The organism is Candidatus Venteria ishoeyi (assembly GCF_030378065.1).
In the GTDB taxonomy this organism is placed as follows: Bacteria; Pseudomonadota; Gammaproteobacteria; order Beggiatoales; family Beggiatoaceae; genus Venteria; species Venteria ishoeyi.
In genome coordinates this window covers 1-1,129 of record NZ_JAUCGJ010000111.1, presented here as the reverse complement: position 1 = coordinate 1,129, position 1,129 = coordinate 1, and the positions used below count along the sequence as shown (strand labels likewise).

General features: G+C 39.9%; 1 protein-coding gene. It reads right to left on the bottom strand.

What is annotated here, in order from left to right; translation table 11 throughout:
• Window positions 1-4: 4 nt before the first annotated feature.
• On the bottom strand, window positions 5-1,129 hold the full coding sequence (locus QUF61_RS18115; protein WP_289682954.1) for an ISAs1 family transposase: 1,125 nt from the start codon (window positions 1,127-1,129) through the stop codon (window positions 5-7).

Here is a 1,129-nt window from a genome sequence, read left to right as displayed (position 1 = left end):
GTTTTTACGACGTGCCCAATAAAATTTTTAGCAGATATGTTTCATTCCAACCAGCTTTGAGACGTTTGGTTTTAGTACCAACTTTAGAAGTTTTTTCTGCCTTTAATAAGTTGAGTGCTATATGGCGAACAATCGCCATATTTGCATCGCTATTTCCTATTCTGGCACGTTGCTTATCTTCATCAAAAGCGTAATCAAGTACCCAATGCAGATTATTTTCTATGCCCCAATGCGCCCGAACAATCTGCCCTAAGCGTTTGGGGTCCGTTGCATCCAAACTGCTGATAAAATACCGTGTTTCTTCAGTTACTTTGCCTTTGCATTCACGCTTGGCGGTCACTGCAACAATACTGGTTAATTTTTCCCATTTGGGGTGTGCTTTTTTAAGCCAGTCAATGTCTGATGAGGCGCGTACAGTGCGAGTTTCATAGCGTCCATGCTCAGCATCAAAGCTTTCATATCCTACTTCAGGGGAGGTATTTTCAGACTCAAAAAAGAGTTTGACATCATTATGTAAAGTACCCTGATTTCCTTTCAAACTCAGCATGTAATCCGCTTTTTGCTCAATAATTTTCTGGACAACAGCCGTTTGACACCCCATTGCATCCATGGTGATGACTGCACCTGTAATATCAAGTTTTTGTAATAACTTTGGAATGGCAGTAATTTCATTAGATTTCTCATCTACCTTTTGTTGGCCTAAAACCAATTGGTTTTTACTCGCCCATGCGCTCACCATATAAATAGCTGATTTACCTGATGCCGTATCTATGCTGTTACGCAGGCATTTACCATCAATAGCGATAACCTCACCCGCACTCAATGTGGTTAAATCAGCAACCCAACGACTAAAACACTGGGCAAACTCATCAATATCAATAACAGCAAATACATTACCAAAAGTATCATGAGAAGGGATACCATTTTTTAATTTCAGCACTTCGGTAAACCATTTTTCCTTGGCTTTACCAAATTCTGCAACAGCAACCCAACCATCTGCACCGGCTATCACAGCACAAAGTGTGATAAAAAATATATCGCCTAATTTATGCCTTTTTTGACGATCAATGCGTGGGTCTTTAATTGTCTCAAAATGCTTGATAATTGATGCTGTTGAGTGGTTTTCCAT

Coding starts and splice junctions, on each gene's coding strand:
- QUF61_RS18115 (WP_289682954.1), bottom strand. CDS start 1,129: ATGGAAAACCACTCAACAGCATCAATTATCAAGCATTTTGAGACAATT.